The following is a 19,155-nucleotide window of genomic DNA, read 5'->3' as shown; positions in this document are numbered from 1 at the left end:
CCAGGCCGCGGCAACAGTGATCACCCGTACGCGACTACGCTCCTGATCATGAAGGTGGCGGGCATCCACGTGTATCCGGTCAAATCGCTCGGCGGCACCGCCGCCGAGGCGGCCATGGTGCACCCGTGGGGCCTCGACGCCGACCGCCGGTGGCTGATCCTGTTGCCGGACGGGCGATTCCTGACCGCCCGGGCCGAGCACCGCATGCTCGGCATCACCGCCTCCGTGACCACGGGCGGGCTGCGCCTCACCGGTCTGGACAAGTCCACACTCGACGTTCCCACCCCGGTCGACGGCCCGCTCGTCCCCACCGCCGTGACCCGGCTCGACTCCGTACGCGAAGCCGCCCCCGACGCGCACGCCTGGCTGTCCGCCCAGCTCGGCCGCGAGGTACGCCTCGGCTGGCAGGACGACCCGCGGCGGCGCAGCGTGGCGGCGGAGCACGGCGGCCGGCCGGGCGACCCGCTCAACCTCTCGGACGCAGGGCCCCTGCTGCTGGCCAGCACCGCCTCGATGCGGCAACTCAACGACTGGATCGCGCAGGACGCGGCCGAACGCGGCGAGGAGGTGCCCGAACCCCTGCCGATCTCGCGATTCCGCCCGAGCCTGGTGGTCGACGGCGCCCCGGAACCGTTCGCGGAGGACACCTGGCCCGGCGTACGCGTCGGCGGCGTCGAGTTCCGCTTCGCCGAAGTCTGCGACCGGTGCGTGCTGACGACCATCGACGCGGGGACGTTCCGGACGGGGAAGGAACCGATCCGCACGTTGTCGAGGTACCGGCGCTGGGACGGCAAGACGTGGTTCGGCGTACGGCTGGTCCCGCTGTCGCCCGGCGTCATCCGCCTCGGCGACCCCGTCACACCCCTCTCGGAACCATCCGCTTGATCGGAACCATCTGCTTGATCGGAACCATCTGCTTGACAGGTTAGTTATCGACCAATAACTTGGGGGCATGGCCACACGGACCCGCATGAGCGCCGACGAGCGGCGGGAAGCCGTCCTCGACGCCGCCATGATCGAGTTCGGCCAGAACGGCCTGCAGGCGACCACCACCGACGCCATCGCGCGCCGGGTCGGCGTCTCGCAGCCCTACCTGTTCCGGCTGTTCCCGTCCAAGAAGGCGATCTTCCTGGCCGCGATCCAGCGCTGCTTCGACCGGATCTCGGACATGTTCGAGGAGGCCGCCGGCGACCTCCCGCCGTCCGATGCCCTGCGCGCGATCGGGCTGGCCTACAACAGCCTGCTGGAGAACCGCGAGACCCTCCAGCTCCAGCTGCAGATGTGGGCGGTGGCGTGCCAGGACGAAGAGGTCCGCGACGTCACCCGCCGCGGCATGGGCCGCCTCTGGGCGCACGCCCAGCGCCTGTCCGGCGCCGACGACCAGGAGATCATGCAGTTCATGGCCAAGGGCATGCTGCTCAACGTCTTCGCCGCCATGGATCTGCCCCGTATCAAGGAACGCCTGGGCGACTCGCTCCAGGGCTGGTGAGCTTCTCCTGCCCCGGGGCGTTTTTTTGTGCCACGGAAAGTTAGTGACTGATCACTACACATCCTAGGAGCTCGACATGACCACCCGCGTACCGCGGCCCCTCTGGACCTGGATCGCGGCCAGCGTGGCCGTCTTCATGGTCTCGATGGACAACCTCGTCGTCACCAACGCGCTGCCCGTCATCCGGCTCAAGCTGGACGCCGGCCTCGAAGGTCTGGAGTGGACGGTCAACGCGTACACGCTCAGCTTCGCGGTCTTCCTGCTCACCGGGGCCGCGCTGGGCGACCGGTTCGGCCGCCGCCGGCTGTTCACCATCGGCCTGGTCGTCTTCACGCTGGCCTCCGCGGCCGCCGCGCTCGCGCCGAACATCGGCATCCTGATCGCCGCGCGCGCCGTCCAGGGCGTCGGCGGAGCGATCGCCATGCCGCTCACCCTGACGCTGCTGGCCAGCGTCGTCCCGCCGCAGCGCCGCGGGGTCGCCTTCGGCGTCTGGAGCGCCACCGCCGGCCTCGGCGTCGCGCTCGGCCCGGTCATCGGCGGCGCCATCACCGAGTACTGGTCCTGGCAGTGGATCTTCTGGGTCAACGTCCCCATCGGCCTCCTGCTGCTGCCGGTCCTTTTCGGCGTACGCGAGAGCCGCGGCGGGGCCGGCCGCCTCGACCCGGTCGGCACCGTGCTCGCGACCCTCGGCCTGTTCGGCGTCGTCTTCGGCATGGTCCGCGGCAACCAGCACGGCTGGACGAGCGCCCAGGTGCTTACCGGGCTGGTCGGCGGCGGCGTGCTGCTGGCGGCGTTCCTGCTCTGGGAACTGCGCGCCCCGGCCCCGATGATCCCGCTCGGCCTGTTCCGCAGCCGCGGGTTCGCTCTGACGAACACGGTCGCCCTGCTGATGGCGTTCGGCATGTTCGGCGCGGTCTTCCTCGGCGCCCAGTTCCTGCAGACCGTCCAGGGCTACTCGCCCCTCGAAGCGGGCGTACGCACGCTGCCGTGGACGGCGATGCCGGTCCTCACCGCCCCGCTCGCGGGGATGTTCAGCGACCGCCTCGGCGCCCGGCGCATCCTCGCCCTCGGGCTCGCCCTGCAGGCCGCCGGCATCGGCTGGCTGGCCGTGGTCCTGTCGCCGGAGGTCGCGTACGGCCGGCTGGTGCCCGCGTTCGTGCTCGCCGGCGCGGGCATGGGCCTGTTCTTCGCCCCGATCGCCCGGCTGACCATCGACTTCGCGCCGGTACGCCTGCAGGGCGTGGCCTCGGGCACGTCGAACGCGCTCCGCCAGCTCGGCACCGTCCTCGGGGTGGCGGCCCTGGGCACGGTCTTCTCCTCGGTGGGCGGCTACGCTTCGGCACAGTCCTTCGTGGACGGAACCCGCGCCGCCGAATGGATCGGGGCAGCCGTCCTGGCCGTGGCGACGGTCTTCGCCCTCTTCCTTCCGGCGGCATCCGTGACACCGGAGGCATCCGCGGCGGACGCGGAGGCCCTGCCGGAGCCGATGGCCGTCGCCTGACCGCGGCGACCGATGCTTCGCCCCACTCACCTGGCAGGGAGGCCCCGTCACGTCATGTGACGGGGCCGACCGGTCTCCCGCGCGAGGAGCGGAGGTGAGATCGACGGACCTGGGACATGAATTTGATCTTGATTTTGAAAAGGGTCAGGAGAGCTCGGACGGGACCGCGACCACGTCGACGAAGGCGCCGCGGCGCAGGACCGTCATCGGCAGCCGGCGGCCGATCGCCGGGCGCAGCATCAGCCGCTGAACGTCCTGCACCCCTTGGACCGGTTTCCCGTCCGCGCTGACCAGCACGTCGCCGAGGTACAGCCCGGCCACTCCCGCCGGAGATCCCGGCACCACCTCGACGACCCGCAGTCCCCGGCGGTGGCCGAGCCGTTCGGCCACCGCGGGCGGCAGCGCGACCGGCACTCCGGCGACGCCCAGCCAGGCCCGGCGTACGCGGCCGTGGGTCATCAGGTCCGTGATGATGTGGCGGGTGTTGGCATTGATGGGGACGGCGAGGCCGAGGCCGACCCCGGCCACCGCCGTGTTCACGCCGACCACCCGGGAACGCGAGTCGGCCAGGGCGCCACCGGAGTTGCCGGGGTTCAGGGCCGCGTCGGTCTGGATCACGTCGTCGATGAGCCGGGCGCGGCGGCCGTCGCGTACGGGCAGGGAACGGCCGAGGGCGCTGACCACCCCGGCGGTCACCGAACCGGCCAGGCCGAGCGGGTTGCCGACGGCGACGACGAGCTGGCCGACCCGCAGTTCGTCGGCGTCGCCGAGGGTGGCCGCGGGCGCGTCGGCCGTGCCGACCCGGATCACGGCCAGGTCGGCGAGCGGGTCGGTGCCGACGACGTCGAACCGGCGCTGCTCGCCGTCGCCGAACTCGGCCGAGCCGACCTTGGCCGAGCCGACGACGTGCGCGCTGGTCAGCAGGAATCCGTCGGCGGTGAACAGGACGGCGGAACCGGCTCCGGCACCGCCGGGCGTACGCACCTCCAGGCTGGCCACGCTCGGCAGCAGGTTCGCGGCCACCGAGGTGACCACCTGCGAATAGGCGTCCAGGGCGTCATCTTCCATGCCCGTCGCAACGCCGGATCGAGCCATCCTCATCCATGCTTCGCCCACGGCGAACACCCCGGCTTGATCACGTTCGGATCAGGGATCGCCACGTAATCTTGGACCAAGATTCGGGTGATTTCCCTGATCCAAACCGGATCATGGCGGAGTGAGCCGGGGTGGAGGTGCGTCAGGCGGTGCCGCCTACGGGGGCGTCGCCGGCGGGGACGGTGGCCGCCTTCTGGATGAGGCCGGCCAGGTCGCCGCCCGTGTCCGACAGGCGCAGCAGGAACGGCCGGTGCGGCGTGTACCGGATGATCGTCACCGAGCCGGGGTCGACGCTGATCCGCTGGAACAGGTCGAGATGCAGGCCGAGCGCGTCGGCCACGATCGCCTTGATCACGTCGCCGTGGCTGGACGCCACCCAGAGCGCGTCCGCGCCGTGCTCCGCCGTCACCCGGGCGTCCCAGGCACGGACGGCGGCGACGGCCCGGGTGGCCATCGCGGCCATGGCCTCGCCGCCGGGGAAGGTCACCGCGGCCGGGTGCTGCTGCACCGTCGTCCACAGTGGATCCTTGGCCAGCTCCTTGAGCGACTTGCCCACCCAGGAGCCGTAGCCGCACTCGGTCAGGCCCGGCTCGACCGACGGCACCCGCCCCGGCAGCGCCAGCTCCAGCGTCTGCCGGCAGCGGCGCAGCGGGCTGCTCACCACCTCGGCCAGCGGCAGGCCGGCCAGCCGTGTGCCGACCGCCGTCGCCTGCTCGCGACCGCGGTCGTCCAGCTCGACCGGCAGATCCCCGGCCAGTACGCCTTCCGCGTTGGCGGTCGTGCGCCCGTGGCGTACCAGCAGAACGGTGCTCATCGGCGTACCGGCAGGACTGTGCTCATTGGGTGAAGTCTAGGTCGCCGCGATGACGTTCGTGGCCAGCAGCCCGATGATCACCAAACCGATGGCCACCCGGTACCAGACGAAGGTCATCATCGTGTGGTGGGCGACGAACTTCAGCAGCCAGGCGATGGCCGCGTACGCGACGAGGAAGCTCACGACCGTGCCCACGACGAGCGCCGTGGTGCCGACGGACGGTCCCGACAGCGCGTCCTTGAGCTCGTAGAGCCCCGCGGCCGTGAGGGCCGGGATGCCGAGGAAGAACGACAGGCGGGTGGCGGTGACGCGGTCGAAGTCGCGCAGCAGGCCGGCGGTGATGGTGGCGCCGGAGCGCGAGACGCCGGGGATCAGCGCGAGGCACTGGGTGAGGCCGATGATGATCGAGTCCTTCATCCGCATGCCGGTCTCGCCCTTGATCTGGGTCGCGGCGTGCTCGGCGAACGCCATCGGGACGCTCCAGAGGATGAGCGCCCCGGCCACCACCCAGAGGCTGCGCAGGCTGCCCTTGATGAAGTCCTGGGCGAGGAAGCCGACGACGCCCACCGGGATCGAGCCGATGATCACGTACCAGGCCATGCGCCAGTCGAAGGACTGGCGGCCGGAGGCCGAGAACAGCCCCCGGACGAACCCGACCACCAACCGCTTGATGTCCTTGAAGAAGTAGATGACGGCGGCGGCGATCGCACCCATCTGGATCACGGCCGTGTACGCCGTGATCCCCTCGTCGGTGATGTCGAGGTTCATGAGCTGTTCGGCGATCGTCAGGTGCCCCGTCGACGAGATCGGTAGGAACTCGGTGATGCCTTCGACGACACCGAGGACAACGGCCTGCCAGATCTCGATCTGTGACATCTACTCCCCCACTCCGGACAGTTCCATGGCCTGCGCGACCTGACGCAGCGTCGCGATTCCCGTCTCCGCGTCGGCGACGAAGAGCGACACCGAGAGCGTAGTCACTCCCGCATCGGCGTAGTCACGCAGGCGGCCCGCTATCCGTTCGGGCGTACCGAGAAGACTGGTGCGGTCGATGAACTCCAGCGGCACCGCGGCCGCCGCGTCGCGCTGCCGCTTGGCCAGGTACAGGTCCTGGACCTCCTTGGCCGCCTCGCCGAAGCCCATGCGGGTCGCCAGCTGGTTGTAGAAGTTCTTCTCGCGGCTGCCCATCCCACCGATGTAGAGGGCGGCGTACCAGCGGACGAGCTCGGCGCAGTTCGCGATGCCGGTCTCGGAGTCGTCGTCGCCGACGACCAGCGGCACGGTCGGTACGACGTCGAAGCCTTCCATCGTCTTGCCGACCTTCGCCCGGCCCGCGGCGATGTGGGCGAGCTGCTCGCCGGCGTGCTCCGGGGACAGGAACACGGCCAGCCAGCCGTCCGCGATCTCGCCGGCCAACTCCAGGTTGTTGGGCCCGACCGCGGCCAGGTAGACCGGGATGTAGTCGCGCGGCGGGTGGAAGCCCAGCTTCAGCGCCTTGCCCGGGCCGTCCGGCAGGGGCAGTTCGTAGTGCTCGCCGTGGAACTCCACCGTCTTGCGGGCCAGCGCCATCTTGACGATCTCGACGTACTCCCGGGTGCGCCCGAGCGGCTTGGCGAAGCGTACGCCGTGCCAGCCCTCGGAGACCTGCGGTCCGGAGACGCCGAGGCCGAGCCGGAACCGGCCGCCGCTGCAGGCGTCGATCGTGGCGGCGGTCATCGCGGTGGCGGCGGGCGTACGCGCGGGGATCTGCATGACGGCCGCGCCGACGTCGATCCGCTCGGTCTGCCCGGCGATCCACGAGAGCATGCTCGGCGAGTCCGAGCCGTACGCCTCCGCGGCCCAGACGACGGAGAAGCCGAGCCGCTCGGCCTCCTGGGACAGGGCGAGATGGCTGGCCGGAGTGGACCAGGGAGTCTGGTAGCCGAGGCTGAGTCCAAGCTTCATCCCGACATGCTACTCACGAGTAGGCATGCGGGTCACGAGCGCACCGCTACCCGTGCGGCCATTCGTGCAGCTATGGCCATTCGTGCGGCTATGTTGACAAACCCGGAACGAGCGGGTTCAGCAGCGGCCGCCGGAGGACGACCTTCCGGGTGCCGTCCTTCAGGAGCCGGAGGCGGTCCAGCTCCCAGCCGGCGTACTCCGCCTGCAGCGCGAGCCGCACCGCGGCGGTCATCCTGTCGACATCCGGTGGCAACCGCAGCGGCGCGTATTCGTAGTCCATGGCCCGATCCTGCCCCCGCCCCCCGGATCGCGACAAGTCCCCGAACAGCATCAAACCCCCGCACAGCGCCGATAAGCACCGGGGCCACCGGCGGGCCGCCGCTCCCCTATCGTCTCGGGCGTGACGACGACGCTCCCCCGCGCCGATGCCCTTCCGCCCGCCCTCCACCCGCTCGCCGGCCGTGCCCGCGCCGCCGTCGAGATCGCCCTCATGCTCGGCGGCGTCGCCGGCTGGGCCGCCGTCCTGCACCACGAGGTGGGCGGGGACGGCGCCGACCGGGCCGCCGCGCTGAGCGCCCTCGTCCGGCACGGCGAGCTCGTCAACAACCCCTACTCGCTGATCGGCCCGCTGTTCGCCGCCCCGCTGCTCGCGATCGACGACCGGCTCCTCGCGTACTACAACATGATCATCTTTGTGCTGGGCGCGGTCGCCGCGTACCTCGCGCTGCGCCGGCAGGTGGCGCCCGAACTGCTGCGCACGGCCGGCCTCGTCCTGGCCGGGGCCAGCGTCGCCGCGCCCGCCGTCGCCAACTTCTACGGCGAGATGTTCACCCTCGTCGGACTCGGCCTCGGGATGACCGGCGCCGTCGCCGGCACCCGCGCCGCCCGGCTCATCGGCTGGAGCGCCGCCGTGCTCGGCGCGGCCAACTCCATCGCGGCCCTGCCCGCGCTCGCCCTCACGGTCGCCGTCTGGGCCGTCCTGCGGCGCCGCTGGCGCTACGCCGTCCCCCTGGTCGCGGCGGTCGCCCTGGTGCTGCTCGAATCCCTGGTACGCCGGGCGGGCGCCGACCCGTACGCCGGAACGAACCACATCGCGCGTACGGTCATGCCGTACTCCGGCCGCGGCGGCTTCTCGTACCCGGTGTTCTTCGGGGTGCTCGCGATCCTGTTCTCGTTCGGCAAGGGGCTGGTCTGGTACTTCCCCGGCCTGCTCCTGCCGGCCTGGCACCGGCTGGCCGACCCGCTGCGGCAGGCGTACCGGCTGTGGCTCGTGCAGCTGCTGGCCTTCGTCCTGCTGTACGCCGGCTGGTGGTCCTGGTACGGCGGGCTCTACTGGGGCCCGCGCTTCTTCGTCCTCGGCATCCTGCCCGCCAGTGTCGCCCTGGCCGCGGCCCTCCGCGACGAGGCGGCAAGCCTGCGCGCGAACCTCGCCACGCTGGCGGTGACCCTGCTCAGCTGCTGGGTCGCCACGGCGGCGGTGGTCTTCCCCGAACTGCCGACCACCTGCACGGACAACTACTACCAGCTCGAATTCCTCTGCCACTTCACCCCGGAGTTCAGCGCGCTGTGGCATCCGTTCGTCGCCGGCGCCCGGCCGCGTACCGGGCAGTACCTGGTGCTCGCGTACGAGGTGGTGGTGTTCGGGTGGCTGGTCGCGCCGCTGCTGCGCCGCATCACCGCCCAGGTACGCGACCACCGCCCCACGGCGGCCGCCCTCACCCGAGGCTGGCGGTGGTGACTGCCCGGCGGCGGTGACGGCGGTGCCGGCGGCTCACGTGACGGCGGCTCACGTGACGGCGCTCAGGTGCCGGCGGCTCAGTAGTGCTCCTCGCCGAGGTCGATGGCGGAGACGTCGTCGAGCGCCCGCCAGATCTCCTCCGGCAGCGGGAGGTCCTCCGTACGCAGGGCCTCCTCCAGCTGGTCGACCGTCCGCGCCCCGATCACCGGCGCGGTGACGCCCGGGCGGTCCCGGATCCAGGAGAGCGCGACCTGGGCCGGGGAGACGCCGAGCCCGTCGGCCGCCGTGACGACCGCCTCGACGATCGCCGAGCAGCGCGGATCGAGGTACGCGAGCACGAACCGCTCGTACTGCGGCGAGGCGGCCCGCGAACCGGCCGGGCGGCCGTTGCGGTACTTGCCGGTGAGCACCCCGCGGCCGAGCGGCGACCAGGGCAGCGTGCCGATGCCGAGGGACGCGCAGGCGGGCAGGACGTCGCGCTCGGCACACCGGTCGAGCAGCGAGTACTCGAAGCCCGCCGCGACGATCGGGGCCCGCCCCGGCCACGCCTGCTGCCATGTGTACGCCCTGGCCGTCTGCCAGCCGGAGTGGTTGGCGACGCCGGCGTACCGGGTGCGGCCGGAGGAGACGGCGTAGTCGATCGCCGACATCGTCTCCTCGATCGGGGTGTGCGGGTCGTGCCCGTGCAGCTGCCACACGTCGAGGTGGTCCGTGCCCAGCCGGCGCAGCGTGATGTCGAGGCTGTGCAGCAGGTGGCCCCGCGACCCGTCGCGCCGGCGCGGTCCGGTCGCGCGTACGCCCGCCTTGCCGACGATGACCAGTTCGTCCCGGGGGACCATGGCGTCCAGCAGCGTCCCCAGAACCGCCTCGGCCTCGCCGTCGGCGTACACGTCGGCGGTGTCCACCAGGGTGCCACCGGCGTCCACAAAGGACTTGAGCTGCGCGCCCGCGTCGTCGGGGTCGGTGTCGTGCCCCCACGTCATGGTGCCGAGCGCCAGACGGGACACCGTCAGACCGCTGCGGCCGAGCGGTCGCTGCTGCATAAAGCAAACGATATTCGCAACCGGTACCGGCTGTCATGCACGGGCGTTCCGGCCGCCCGGCCCGGCGACGCCCGGCCCCGCACAAGATCCGCGACGAAGTCGAGGATCTCTGGCGGGGACGGGCGTTGCCTATAGGGGCCGTCGGCGGCCGGAAGGCCCCGGCAACTCAGTGGTCGTGATCGTCTTCGTCGGCGTGGAGGTGTTCGTCCATGCGGCCGATGAGGCGGTCGCCGCCCGCGAGGGCGAACGGGCCGGCGCCGTCGGTCTCCTCGAACGCCTCCGGGTCGAGCGCGGTGTCCACCTCGGCCACCGCGACGATGCCGTCGAGCGGCTCCAGCTCCGGGATGTCCAGGGCGGACAGCGATCCGTCGCCCGCCTGGAGCAGCTCGACGAGCGCCTCGGAGACCGTCTCGACGCGGTCGGCGTCCTCCTCGGCGCCGACGGCCGCCTCGCGGGCCTCCTGGCCGGCCTTCAGCAGCGCGGCGATGCTCGGGATGCGGTAGTCGCGGCGCTGGCGGACCGAGATGACCTTCGGGTACGGGTCGTCGCCCACGGCCTGCTCGACGAAGAACTCGTCGGCCTTGTCGGCGTCGATCGTGTCGACCTGCCACGGCGTGACCTCGCCGAAGACCTCCAGCAGGCAGTCGTCATACGCCACCGACGCGTTGTTCAGCTCCACGTAGGTCCGCCAGACCTCGTCGTCGTCGATCTTGCCGCCGGCCTGGCGTACCGCGGCGAGGTGCTCGCGGGCTGCGGCGAACACCGCCTCCAGCGCGGCGTCGACCTGTGCGTCGGTGTAGCTCATGACTGGTCCCCTTCGGACTGGTGACGTGAACTGGGGTGCGGTCCTCAGCAGTTGCGCAGGAGGCGGTCCAGCACCCGCACGCCGAACTCTAGTCCCTCGGTCGGGACGCGCTCGTCAATGCCGTGGAACAACGCGGCGAAGTTCAGGTCGGCGGGCAGTTTCAGGGGCGAGAAGCCGAAGCACCGCATGCCGAGCGTCGCGAACGCCTTGGCGTCGGTACCCCCCGACAGCATGTACGGCACCGGCCGGGCCCCCGCGTCCTCGGCGCGCAGCGCGGCCGCCATGGCGTCGACGAGCGGCCCGTCGAAGGTCGTCTCCAGGGCCTGCTGGTGGTGGACCGTCTCGATCTCCAGGCTGTCCCCGATCACGTCGCGCAGCTGGCTCATGAACTCGACGTCGAAGCCGGGCAGCGTACGGCAGTCGATCGTGGCGGTCGCCCGGCCGGGGATGACGTTGTCCTTGTATCCGGCCGCGAGCCGGGTCGGGTTGGCCGTGTTGCGGATCGTGGCGCCGACGATGCTCGCGATCGGGCCCAGCTTGGCGATCGCCGTCTCCGGGTCGTCCGGGTCCAGCTCCACGCCCAGCACCTCGGAGACGTGCGACAGGAAGTCGCGTACGGTCGGGGTGACGACGATGGGGAACCGGTGGCGGCCGAGGCGGGCCACGGCCTCGCACAGCGCGGTGACCGCGTTGTCGTCGTTGACGAACGAGCCGTGACCGGGGCGGCCGCTCGCGTGCAGCCGCAGCCAGTCGATGCCCTTCTCGGCCGTCTGGATCAGGTAGAGCCGCAGGTCGTTGCCGACGGTGACGGAGAAGCCGCCCACCTCGCCGATCGCCTCGGTGCAGCCCTCGAACAGGTCGGCGTGCTCCTTGACCAGGTAGTGGGCGCCGTAGTCGCCGCCGGCCTCCTCGTCCGCGGTGAAGCACAGCACGATATCGCGCTCGGGCTGGTAACCCTCCGCGTGCCACTGGCGGACCGTGGCCAGGACCATCGCGTCGAAGTCCTTCATGTCGACGGCCCCGCGGCCCCAGACGTAGCCGTCCTTGAGCTCGCCGCTGAACGGGTGCACCGACCACTCGCTGGCGTCCGCGGGCACGACGTCGAGGTGCCCGTGGATCAGCAGCGCGCCGCGCGAGGAGTCGCGCCCCTGGATCCGGGTGACCAGGTTCGTGCGGCCCTTCGCGGTCTCCAGCACCGCCGGCTCCAGGCCGATCCCCGACAGTACGCCGGCCACGTACTCGGCCGCCGCGCGCTCGCCGGTGCTGGTGGCGAGGTCCCCCGTGTTGGTGGAGTCGATGCGGATCAGGTCACGGCACAGTTCGACGACGTCACTCATGCAGCATTCCTACCAGGCGGGCCGGGCAGCCCGCCGGGCAGGTTTGACGATCACCAGTTGAATCCCGCGGCGTAACTGACGCTCGCGAGCACGGTCTGGCCGGCCGGGTTCGGGTGGAAATAGTCCCAGGTCGAGATCTGCGACAGCGCGAACGGGTAGTTGAACACCGCGTTGTCGTCCCAGTCGCAGTTCGGCCCGTACGCGGCACAGGCCTGGGCCAGCTGTGTGTTGAAGTCCACGACCCGCTGGCGTACGCGCGCCCGCCGGTCGACGTCGGCCTGGGCGGTCGAGGTCGGGTTGGCCAGCAGCGACTGGCAGATGCCGAACAGGCCCCAGGTGCTGGTGGCCGAGCCGCTGACGTGCCCGACGCTCCAGAGCTGCCACACGTTGGGCACCGAGAGGAGCGCGACCTTCGCGTTCGGCAGGCCGCTGGAGATCCGGGCGAGCGCCGAGTCGATCGAGGCCCGGAACGCGGCCGGCGTCGTCATGCCCGCCTCGGTGCTCGTGCAGGCGTCGTTGGCCCCGATGAGAATCGTGATGTACGCCGCGCCCTGGCTGACGGCGCTCCCGGCCTGGCCGTACATGTCGGCGACCTTCGCACCGGACTTCGCGTCGTTGTAGTTCTTGCCCGAGATCGCCGCATTCTTGGCGAGGATGCGCAGATAGTGGCTGTTGATCGAGGTCGTGGTCCCGGTGCTCCAGGAACGCGACGGGCAGTCGGAGTACCAGCCGCAGGCGTTGAAGCCGCGGGTGATCGAGTCGCCCATGCTCGCGATCGAGCCGGGCGGCGGTCCGGGGTCGGCGGCGGCCGGCGACGCGATCAGCGCCGCGGCGGCCAGTCCGGCGACAAGAGTCAGCAGAGTACGCGGTACGCGCATGACGACCTGACCTTCCGGGGGACGGGGGAACGGGGGGACGGGGGGACGGGGGGACGGAGGACGTTACCGAACGGTAGCTTTGAGGTGACCTAGATCACAATGGCTTCCGTCTATGCGTACGCCTGCCGAAGCCACCGGCGCTCCCGTACGCGTTCCGCGCCGGGCGCACGGTGTCACCAGGACGTCACGCTAACGGGTTCACCCAGGTCGGAGGCGTTACGACACACGGTCCAACGCGGGATCGGATCATGCGCGCACCCACCCCGACGATCTTGCGCGAGCGTCCCGGAATCCGTCTGGAATGTCCGATGGGCCCGAACATTCGCGCAAGATCGTCCGGGGTGGGCACCTCCGCACGCTTGGCTTTGTCGCGACTGTCCGATATGGGCGCGCGCCGCCGACCGATGGGTTGATCGTTTGCGGCTCTGGTGTAAAAACAGCCACCCACTGCATGATCATTTACGGTTCTGGAGCACCTGGACGCCCCTGGTGGCACCTGACGCGTAAACGATCATGCAAGGCGAGCCGGAAATGACACCCCAGCCGTCAACGATCGGTCAAACGGCGATGGCGATCCACTGGGCGGAAGATCCTTCCCACATCGCGGACGACGGGCGGCAGCGAAGCGGCTCGGGGTGATCCACAGCGGCTGAGCTGTAGAAACCCGACCGCCGCCCAAGATCCAAGGCGCTGCTGATGGAGAAACCCGGCCCCTACCGACATCTCAGCCGCAAACGATCGAGGGAGCCGGCCCGAAAACCACATCCCCACCGCCGACGATCACGGGATCGGCGTCTCGTCTCGCGGCTGGATGATCGGTCCCGCCTGGCGGGCACCGCATCAAGGGGGCTGGGTGCGAGGTGACCTCTCAGCGGCTGCGGAACACCTGCCGACCGACGTTCACTCGACCATATCGGACAGTCGCGACAAAGGCCGGGGTAAAGAGCCGCGTCACCCATAGCGGGTCGCCGATGATCGCGCCGAACTCCTTGATCATGTAACCCTATTCCGGCAAGAAAACGCTCTCCCGCCGATGTGGCGTTACATGATCAAGGCGCAGCCACCCCCATCGCCGGAATGGCGCTACATGATCATGGCATCGGGCACAGGACCCGCCGGCAACCGCTGTTCATATCGGACAGTCGCGACAAAGTCCGGGTTGAAGGGGTGAACCAGCGACCGGACGACGGTGATGGATGCTTCGCCCCACTCACCTGGCAGTGGAGGCCCCCCAGGGCCGGAACGGTCTCCCGCGCGAGGAGCGGAGGTGAGATCGACGAACCCGGGAACAAAAGATCTTGAAGATCGTCAGATCAGATGCTCGGGCGCGATCAGCTCGTCCATGTCGTACACCAGCGCCAACCGGTCGTGATCCGCTTTCACGACGAACGGCTGGTCGAGTTTGACGCTCTGCAGGTCCACATGCGGGTCCACGGAGATCCAGTGTTCCTCGGACGCGATCAGCCCGAGCGCGAGCCGGGCCGCCGCGGGCGTGAGGTCGATCTCGTCGCCGAGCTGGCGCAGCGTCAGCCACACGGTCTGGCCGCCGCCTTCGGGCGCCTGCTGTTCGGCGAGGCGGCGCAGGCCGATCCCGGCCAGGACGCCGCGTTCGAGGATCTGCGCGGACGCCTCGTCGGCCGCTTCCTGCGGGGTGAGCGCCAGCAGGTCGAGCGGGTTCGCGGCGAAGTTGGCGGTGATCCACGGGGTGCCGTCGGCGCCCTCGAACTCCCACAGGACGCCGAGGCCGACCAGGCAGTCGACGAGCTGGCGGAGGTTGAGCGGGACCGGGACGTCGGAGCGGGCGCAGCATTCGGTGAAGATGTCGATGCGTCGCGTCCGGGCCTGGATCACGCGGGCGTAGTGGGCGCGGGCGTCGGCCTCCGAGCTCGCGCCGCGCGACTGCTCGATCCACTCCTCGACCGGGCCGGGGTCGCACCACACAGGATCGTCCCAGGGCAGGTCCAGCGCAGGGTGGTCGTACCAGCGGCGGGGAAACGCGTCGCCGGTGGGATCCTCGGCGGGGACCACGCGCAGGCTCGCCACCGCGCAGGGCAGCCAGCGGACCCATGAGGGATGCATCGGCGCGAATCGCCATTGCGGCTGCTCGTCGCCCGCCTGCCAGGTCACCGGGTACCCCATCCGCCGTCGAAGTCGCCGCTAGGCTACCTCAGCCGACCGTGAGCCGCGTGACCTCCGTCGTCAGCTCGCGCAGGACCTCCGGCTCCGGGTCCACGCCGATCCCCGCGCCGGCCGGCACGGTCATCAGGCCGTCCACCAGTTCGAAGGGCGCGGTCAGGTCCTGCTCGTAGTAGCGCCGCGAGGCCGAGACGTCCCCGGGCAGCGTGAAGTTCGGCAGCGCCGCGAGCGCCAGGTTCGCGGCCCGCCCGACGCCCGTCTCCAGCATGCCGCCGATCCACACGGGTACGCCGTGCGCGGCGCACACGTCGTGGATGCGACGGGCTTCCAGGTAGCCGCCGACCCGGCCGGGTTTGATGTTGACGATCGCCGCCGCGCCGATCGCGATCGCGTCCGCCGCCGCCCGGGCGGACACGATGGACTCGTCGAGGCACATCGGCGTACGCAGCTGGCGGGCCAGGGCCGCGTGGCCGCGCAGGTCGTCCTCGGCCAGCGGCTGTTCGATGAGCAGCAGGTCGAACCGGTCGAGTTCGGCGAGGTGGCGCGCGTCGCGCAGCTCGTACGCGCAGTTCGCGTCCACCTGCAGCAGGATGTCGCCGAACCGTTCGCGGACGGCGCGTACGGGCTCGATGTCCCAGCCGGGCTCGATCTTCAGCTTGATCCGGGCGTAGCCCTCGGCCAGGTAGCCCTCGACGGCGGACAGCAGCTCCGGAAGGGAGTCCTGGATGCCGACGGAGACGCCGGTCGGGACCGTGGGGGTGACACCGCCGAGGAACTCGGCCAGCGGCGTACCGGTCTCGCGCAGGTACGCGTCGAGGATCGCGGTGTGCAGCGCGGCCTTGGCCATCGGGTGTCCCTTGACCTTGGCGAACCGCTGTTCCACGTCGTGCGGCGTACGCGGCTCCGGCCCGCCCAGCAGCGGCACGAGGAACTTGGCGATCACCTCCGCCGCGCCGGACACGTATTCGGAGGAGTACACCGGCTCGGACATCGCGACGCACTCGCCCCAGCCGTAGCCGTCGCCGGTCGCGACGCGTACCAGCAGGACGTCGCGCTCGTACTCGGTGCCGAAGGAGGTCCGGAACGGCGCCACGAGGGGCATCCGCACCCGGCGCAGTTCCACGCCGCTGATGTTCATGCCTCATCCTCGCACCGGTCCGCGGCCGGGCCCCGGCCGGCCGGACGCAGGACGTAGACGCTGTCGCGGGTGATGCCCGCGATCCGGAAGCCGTCCGCCAGCGCCTCCTGGAACCGGTCGCGTACGCGCTGCCGCCAGCCGGCCGCGGCGGCAGGGTCGTTGCGCCGCAGCGATTCCACGTCCCGGGGCACCTCGACGGCCCGGTCGCCGGCCGTCACGGCGACCGGCTGCACCGGTCCCGTCCGCGTCAGGTCCCAACGGGCCAGCAGCCGGTCGGTGGCGTCCCCGTCGTTCAGCCCGTCCGCCATGGCCCCGTAGAAGTCCGGCAGGTACGCCACCGCCACCGCGCCTAGCTTCTGCAGGTTGAAGTACGCGTTGCGGGCCACCAGCGGATCGAAGGTCCACTCGACGCGGGTGATCCCCCGCTCCAGCGCCCAGTCGCGCTGGTGCCGCTTCAACGCCGGACCCAGCCCGGCCGCCCGGGCCGAGGGCAGCAGCCCCGTGATGTGGGAGTGCAGGTGATCCCCGCCGAGGAACGCGACGCTGACCCCGACCAGCTCCCCACCCAGGTACGCGCCGTAGACGTAGTTCCCGGCGAAGTCCAGCGCCCGCATCATCGAGGGCCCGACCAGGTCCTCCGCGCTGTCGGTCCCCCAGACGGCGCACAGCAGGCGTACGCCCGCCAGCTGCCGATCGACGCTGTCCAGCCGACGGATCTCCACGGGCTCCATGTGCGGATTCTGCCGCAAGCGGTCCACCCGGGCCGAGCGCTCGGCTTCCGTCCGGCTCAGCGGCCGAGCGACGGGACGGCTCAGCGGTCGGGCGCGACCGGGCGGCTCAGCGGCCGGGGGCGGCTGTGCTGCCGCGCGGGACCAGTTGCGGCGTCGGGTCCTGGACCGAGACGGCCGGCGTACCCTCGACGATCTCCAGCAGCCGCTGGGCCGCGTGGGCGCCGTAGGCCGCGATGTCCCGGTTCACGGCCGACAGCTGCGGATGCACCAGCTGGCACAGGGGCGAGTCGTCCCACGCGACGACCGACAGGTCGGCCGGGATCGACACCCGCATCTCGTGGGCGACCGCGACGCCGGCCACGGCCATCACGTCGTTGTCGTAGATCACGGCCGTCGGGGCGGGCCGGCGGCTCAGCAGCGTCCTGGTCGCCCGGGCGCCCTCCTCGCCGGTGTAGTCCGCGTACACCGTGATGACCTCGTCGAGGCCGAGCCGCTCGGCGGCGGCCGCCACGCCGCGGTCGCGCAGTGCGGTGTGGTAGAGGTTGGGCAGGCCGGCGACGCGGGCGATGCGGCGGTGGCCGAGCGCGGCCAGGTACTCGACGACGGACGTGATGGCGGCGCCGTCGTCGCTCCAGATGCCGGGCAGCGTACCGAGCCCCTCCGGCCCGCCGATCACGACGCACGGCATGCCGAGCTCCTCCAGCAGCGGTACGCGTGGATCGTCGGCGCGCAGGTCGACGAGGATCACGCCGTCCACCCGCTGCCGCGCCCACCACTGCCGGTACGCCGCCATCTCCCGCTGCTGGTCGTCGGTGACCTGCAGGAGCAGGCCGACGTCGCGGGCGGAGAGGGTGGCCTCGATGCCGGAGATGAGCTGCATGAAGAACGATTCGATGCCGAGGGTGCGCGCCGGCCGGTCGACGATCAGCCCCAGCACTCCCGTACGCCCGTCCGACAGGGCCCGGGCGGCGCTGCTCGGGTGCCACCCGAGCTCCTCGGCGATGGCGAGGATACGCTGGCGGGTGACGTCGGAGACGCCGGGTTTGCCGTTGAGGGCGTAGGAGACGGCGCCCTTGGAGACTCCGGCGGCGCGGGCGATGTCGCCGATGGTCTTGCGGCCGCCGACCCCCGTGCCCCGCGCGGCCGGGACGACCCGGGTACCGTCGGGAGCAGCGCCCCGATTCTGCATGGACACATCGTGCCGCGAAGAACCGGTTAAGGCAAATCTCCACCCCTATCGAAGCCCATATCTTCCCGTCGGGGCCGCCAGCAGCTTAAACGGTTCAGCACCCCCTCGGCCCAGGTACAGCGGCCTCACAGGAAACCTGGCTACCGTCGGGCCAATGGCGACGAGGAAATCAGGCGCCCGCCCCGGCGGCGGATCCGGCACGAAGCCGCGCGGCCCGAAGCCGGCCTCCGGTACGCAGCCCCAGCGGCCGGCCGGCGGAACGCAGCAGCGGGCCGCGGCGCAGAAGGCGGTCAAGGCGGCCGCCCACGCCGACCGGCCGTGGAACTTCACGCTGATCACCGTCGCGGTCGCCGTCCTCGTGGCCATCGCCGGCGCCGTCTGGTTCGTCAACGCGCAGTCCGGCAAGAACACCGCCGCCACCCCGACCGTCACCGGCGACTACGTCGCCAAGGCGCAGACGATCTCCGGCATCGTCGACCGGCACACCGAGAAGTTCGGCAACACCCACGTCCAGGGCAAGGTCACCTACGACACGACGCCCCCGATCGGCGGCAACCACAACCCGATCTGGCAGAACTGCATGGGCGACGTCTACACCCAGCCGATCGCGAACGAGCACGCCGTACACAGCCTCGAACACGGCGCCATCTGGATCACCTACGACCCCAGCCTCCCGGCCGACCAGGTCAAACTCCTCGAAGACCGGGTCAAGGGCGTCCCGTACACGCTGCTCAGCCCGTATCCGGACCAGGGCTCGGCCATCTCGCTGCAGGCCTGGGGCTGGCAGCTCAAGGTCGACAACGCCGGCGACTCGCGGATCGACCAGTTCATCAACGACCTGCGCGTCAACGCGTCGCAGGAGACCGGCGCGGTCTGCTCGGGCGGCAACACCACCACCGGGGCGGACCTCGATCACCAGTCCTGACAACCGTTATCCTGGACGACGATGAAGCTGGTACTGGACCTCCACGACATCTACAACAAGGGCGGCGAGATCGATCGCGCGCTCAACGCCATCGTGCGCGAGGCCGTCGCGAAGAAGGCGCCGCTCATCGAGATCATCCCTGGCAAGGGGTCGGGACAGCTGAAGAAGAAGGTGCTGCGGTTCCTCGATCAGAAGGAGATCAAGGCGCTGTACCACCGGGTGGAGAAGGACTCCAAGAACTTCGGCCGCATCTTCGTCCACTTCCGCCACTGACCGACTGTCCGCGGCCATGTCCGACGATCTTGCGCGAATGTCTCGAATTTCGTCCTGACTGCCCGAAATGCCCGGACATTCGCGCAAGATCGCCACGTCCATCACGCTCTGTCCGCGCC

The 19,155-nt window shown here is 70.8% G+C and carries 20 protein-coding genes; 6 read left to right on the top strand and 14 right to left on the bottom strand.

Translation table 11 applies throughout. The annotated features are described in order from the left end of the window. Positions 1-48 precede the first annotated feature (48 nt). From G401_RS0141330 to G401_RS0141320, 3 genes are all read left to right on the top strand, one after another. Positions 49-885 carry an MOSC domain-containing protein gene (locus G401_RS0141330; protein ID WP_027347120.1) on the top strand — a complete coding sequence of 279 codons (837 nt, stop codon included), beginning with the start codon at positions 49-51 and terminating at the stop codon, positions 883-885. A 67-nt stretch (positions 886-952) separates the two neighbouring features. Continuing rightward, complete coding sequence (locus tag G401_RS0141325) at positions 953-1,489, top strand: TetR/AcrR family transcriptional regulator (protein ID WP_027347119.1); 537 nt, start codon at positions 953-955, stop codon at positions 1,487-1,489. Between the two features lie 76 nt (positions 1,490-1,565). Beyond that, positions 1,566-2,990: a DHA2 family efflux MFS transporter permease subunit gene (locus tag G401_RS0141320; protein ID WP_027347118.1), complete on the top strand. Its 1,425-nt coding sequence runs from the start codon at positions 1,566-1,568 to the stop codon at positions 2,988-2,990. 144 nt (positions 2,991-3,134) lie between these two features. Here the strand turns inward: G401_RS0141320 and G401_RS0141315 are convergent, their stop codons facing one another. From G401_RS0141315 to G401_RS0141295, 5 genes are all read right to left on the bottom strand, one after another. After that, positions 3,135-4,058 carry a S1C family serine protease gene (locus G401_RS0141315; protein WP_027347117.1) on the bottom strand — a complete coding sequence of 308 codons (924 nt, stop codon included), beginning with the start codon at positions 4,056-4,058 and terminating at the stop codon, positions 3,135-3,137. A 169-nt stretch (positions 4,059-4,227) separates the two neighbouring features. Continuing rightward, positions 4,228-4,899 carry an MSMEG_4193 family putative phosphomutase gene (locus tag G401_RS0141310; RefSeq protein ID WP_027347116.1) on the bottom strand — a complete coding sequence of 224 codons (672 nt, stop codon included), beginning with the start codon at positions 4,897-4,899 and terminating at the stop codon, positions 4,228-4,230. A gap of 36 nt (positions 4,900-4,935) precedes the next feature. Further along, on the bottom strand, positions 4,936-5,775 hold the full coding sequence (locus tag G401_RS0141305) for an undecaprenyl-diphosphate phosphatase (protein WP_034594723.1): 840 nt from the start codon (positions 5,773-5,775) through the stop codon (positions 4,936-4,938). After that, on the bottom strand, positions 5,776-6,843 hold the full coding sequence (locus G401_RS0141300; protein WP_027347114.1) for an LLM class F420-dependent oxidoreductase: 1,068 nt from the start codon (positions 6,841-6,843) through the stop codon (positions 5,776-5,778). A gap of 88 nt (positions 6,844-6,931) precedes the next feature. Then, entirely contained in the window at positions 6,932-7,123 is a 192-nt protein-coding gene (locus G401_RS0141295; protein ID WP_027347113.1) for a DUF5703 family protein, read from the bottom strand. A 120-nt stretch (positions 7,124-7,243) separates the two neighbouring features. Between G401_RS0141295 and G401_RS0141290 the strand changes: the two genes are divergently transcribed. Continuing rightward, on the top strand, positions 7,244-8,581 hold the full coding sequence (locus G401_RS0141290) for a hypothetical protein (RefSeq protein WP_027347112.1): 1,338 nt from the start codon (positions 7,244-7,246) through the stop codon (positions 8,579-8,581). 77 nt (positions 8,582-8,658) lie between these two features. Here the strand turns inward: G401_RS0141290 and G401_RS0141285 are convergent, their stop codons facing one another. The 9 genes from G401_RS0141285 to G401_RS0141250 form a co-directional block, all read right to left on the bottom strand. After that, positions 8,659-9,624, bottom strand: a complete 966-nt coding sequence (locus G401_RS0141285; RefSeq protein WP_027347111.1) for an aldo/keto reductase — start codon at positions 9,622-9,624, stop codon at positions 8,659-8,661. A gap of 166 nt (positions 9,625-9,790) precedes the next feature. Further along, entirely contained in the window at positions 9,791-10,429 is a 639-nt protein-coding gene (locus G401_RS0141280) for a hypothetical protein (protein ID WP_027347110.1), read from the bottom strand. A gap of 44 nt (positions 10,430-10,473) precedes the next feature. Beyond that, positions 10,474-11,766 (bottom strand): M20/M25/M40 family metallo-hydrolase, encoded by a 1,293-nt coding sequence (locus tag G401_RS0141275; RefSeq protein WP_027347109.1) that lies wholly within the window; start codon positions 11,764-11,766, stop codon positions 10,474-10,476. A 50-nt stretch (positions 11,767-11,816) separates the two neighbouring features. Beyond that, positions 11,817-12,644 carry an SGNH/GDSL hydrolase family protein gene (locus tag G401_RS0141270; protein WP_027347108.1) on the bottom strand — a complete coding sequence of 276 codons (828 nt, stop codon included), beginning with the start codon at positions 12,642-12,644 and terminating at the stop codon, positions 11,817-11,819. A gap of 868 nt (positions 12,645-13,512) precedes the next feature. Continuing rightward, entirely contained in the window at positions 13,513-13,641 is a 129-nt protein-coding gene (locus G401_RS58475) for a hypothetical protein (RefSeq protein WP_281174236.1), read from the bottom strand. Between the two features lie 311 nt (positions 13,642-13,952). Beyond that, positions 13,953-14,771: a DUF6042 family protein gene (locus G401_RS0141265; RefSeq protein WP_157546824.1), complete on the bottom strand. Its 819-nt coding sequence runs from the start codon at positions 14,769-14,771 to the stop codon at positions 13,953-13,955. A 40-nt stretch (positions 14,772-14,811) separates the two neighbouring features. Continuing rightward, the gene (gene menC, locus G401_RS0141260) at positions 14,812-15,918 is read right to left on the bottom strand and encodes an o-succinylbenzoate synthase (RefSeq protein WP_027347106.1); all 1,107 of its coding nucleotides are present in this window, start codon (positions 15,916-15,918) and stop codon (positions 14,812-14,814) included. Beyond that, positions 15,915-16,649, bottom strand: a complete 735-nt coding sequence (locus G401_RS51890) for a GNAT family N-acetyltransferase (protein ID WP_064741972.1) — start codon at positions 16,647-16,649, stop codon at positions 15,915-15,917. Before G401_RS51890 ends, menC begins: the two co-directional genes overlap by 4 nt. Before the next feature lie 106 nt (positions 16,650-16,755). After that, on the bottom strand, positions 16,756-17,838 hold the full coding sequence (locus tag G401_RS0141250; protein WP_084558173.1) for a LacI family DNA-binding transcriptional regulator: 1,083 nt from the start codon (positions 17,836-17,838) through the stop codon (positions 16,756-16,758). 154 nt (positions 17,839-17,992) lie between these two features. Here G401_RS0141250 and G401_RS53965 point away from each other — a divergent pair, with 154 nt between their 5' ends. Together G401_RS53965 and G401_RS0141240 are read left to right on the top strand one after the other, a co-directional pair. Beyond that, complete coding sequence (locus tag G401_RS53965) at positions 17,993-18,763, top strand: DUF3105 domain-containing protein (RefSeq protein WP_051367980.1); 771 nt, start codon at positions 17,993-17,995, stop codon at positions 18,761-18,763. Positions 18,764-18,784: 21 nt separating this feature from the next. Continuing rightward, positions 18,785-19,036: a Smr/MutS family protein gene (locus G401_RS0141240; RefSeq protein ID WP_027347104.1), complete on the top strand. Its 252-nt coding sequence runs from the start codon at positions 18,785-18,787 to the stop codon at positions 19,034-19,036. The last annotated feature ends 119 nt before the right edge of the window (positions 19,037-19,155 follow it).

Origin of the sequence: Hamadaea tsunoensis DSM 44101, from assembly GCF_000428945.1 — a bacterium.
Classification (GTDB): Bacteria; Actinomycetota; Actinomycetes; order Mycobacteriales; family Micromonosporaceae; genus Hamadaea; species Hamadaea tsunoensis.
This window is presented reverse-complemented; position numbering and strand designations above follow the sequence as displayed.

Excerpts from the sequence above, each read along its gene's own strand:
- G401_RS0141325 (WP_027347119.1), top strand. The coding sequence starts at position 953 with ATGGCCACACGGACCCGCATGAGCGCCGACGAGCGGCGGGAAGCCGTC.
- G401_RS0141315 (WP_027347117.1), bottom strand. The coding sequence starts at position 4,058 with ATGGAAGATGACGCCCTGGACGCCTATTCGCAGGTGGTCACCTCGGTG.
- G401_RS0141270 (WP_027347108.1), bottom strand. The coding sequence starts at position 12,644 with ATGCGCGTACCGCGTACTCTGCTGACTCTTGTCGCCGGACTGGCCGCC.
- G401_RS0141285 (WP_027347111.1), bottom strand. The coding sequence starts at position 9,624 with ATGCAGCAGCGACCGCTCGGCCGCAGCGGTCTGACGGTGTCCCGTCTG.
- G401_RS58475 (WP_281174236.1), bottom strand. The coding sequence starts at position 13,641 with ATGATCAAGGAGTTCGGCGCGATCATCGGCGACCCGCTATGGGTGACG.
- G401_RS0141310 (WP_027347116.1), bottom strand. The coding sequence starts at position 4,899 with ATGAGCACCGTTCTGCTGGTACGCCACGGGCGCACGACCGCCAACGCG.
- G401_RS0141300 (WP_027347114.1), bottom strand. The coding sequence starts at position 6,843 with ATGAAGCTTGGACTCAGCCTCGGCTACCAGACTCCCTGGTCCACTCCG.
- G401_RS0141320 (WP_027347118.1), top strand. The coding sequence starts at position 1,566 with ATGACCACCCGCGTACCGCGGCCCCTCTGGACCTGGATCGCGGCCAGC.
- G401_RS0141295 (WP_027347113.1), bottom strand. The coding sequence starts at position 7,123 with ATGGACTACGAATACGCGCCGCTGCGGTTGCCACCGGATGTCGACAGG.
- G401_RS53965 (WP_051367980.1), top strand. The coding sequence starts at position 17,993 with ATGGCGACGAGGAAATCAGGCGCCCGCCCCGGCGGCGGATCCGGCACG.
- G401_RS0141280 (WP_027347110.1), bottom strand. The coding sequence starts at position 10,429 with ATGAGCTACACCGACGCACAGGTCGACGCCGCGCTGGAGGCGGTGTTC.
- G401_RS0141305 (WP_034594723.1), bottom strand. The coding sequence starts at position 5,775 with ATGTCACAGATCGAGATCTGGCAGGCCGTTGTCCTCGGTGTCGTCGAA.
- G401_RS51890 (WP_064741972.1), bottom strand. The coding sequence starts at position 16,649 with ATGGAGCCCGTGGAGATCCGTCGGCTGGACAGCGTCGATCGGCAGCTG.
- G401_RS0141250 (WP_084558173.1), bottom strand. The coding sequence starts at position 17,838 with ATGCAGAATCGGGGCGCTGCTCCCGACGGTACCCGGGTCGTCCCGGCC.
- menC (WP_027347106.1), bottom strand. The coding sequence starts at position 15,918 with ATGAACATCAGCGGCGTGGAACTGCGCCGGGTGCGGATGCCCCTCGTG.
- G401_RS0141330 (WP_027347120.1), top strand. The coding sequence starts at position 49 with ATGAAGGTGGCGGGCATCCACGTGTATCCGGTCAAATCGCTCGGCGGC.
- G401_RS0141275 (WP_027347109.1), bottom strand. The coding sequence starts at position 11,766 with ATGAGTGACGTCGTCGAACTGTGCCGTGACCTGATCCGCATCGACTCC.
- G401_RS0141240 (WP_027347104.1), top strand. The coding sequence starts at position 18,785 with ATGAAGCTGGTACTGGACCTCCACGACATCTACAACAAGGGCGGCGAG.